General features: G+C 64.8%; 1 protein-coding gene. It reads right to left on the bottom strand.

The window, feature by feature from the left end; all coding sequences use genetic code 11:
- Window positions 1-599, bottom strand: a 599-nt coding sequence (locus FLQ44_RS10015; protein WP_147694284.1) for an Ig-like domain-containing protein, incomplete at both ends; no start/stop codon positions are given.

The raw sequence follows: 599 nt of genomic DNA, 5'->3' as shown, positions 1-599 counted from the left end.
GTACGGTACCGGTGTAGGTCTGGTTGTTGACGGTCAGGGTGACGGTATCGCCTACCTTCACGTCGCCACCGACGGTACCGGTAATGGCCACCTGCTGGCCTGCTTCGGCGGCGTTGATCACGTCGTCGGCGGTGATGTTGGCATTCAGGGTGATGCTGGCCACTGGCGCAGCGGTGTCGACAGCCACGGTGTCGCTGCCGGCGCTGCCCAGGTTACCGGCGGCGTCGGTGTAGCTGCCATTGTTGACGGCTACGCTGGCGGTGCCGGTGAAACCGTCGGTCGCGGTAAAGGTGGCGGTCCACACTTTAGGATCGCTGGCGCTTTGTACCAGGTTGCTGATGGTGCCACCGCTCACGGTCAGGTCGGCGGCGGTAAAGCCTACCGGCGCTTCGCTGAAGGTGAAGGTCACGTTCGACACCTTGTCTGCCACGTTCAGGGCGGCATCCACGATGTTCACCACCACGCTCGGCGCGCCGGTGTCGACGCTGTAGCCTTCGGTGTCGCTGACGGTGATGCTGTTGCCTGCGGCGTCGGTGGTGGTGACGCTGGCCTCGATCACCTTGTCGGTGTCGGCCACCAGCTCGGCGCCCGGTACGTTG

Source organism: Vogesella mureinivorans (assembly GCF_007644035.1).
Lineage (GTDB): Bacteria > Pseudomonadota > Gammaproteobacteria > Burkholderiales > Chromobacteriaceae > Vogesella > Vogesella mureinivorans.
This window is presented reverse-complemented; position numbering and strand designations above follow the sequence as displayed.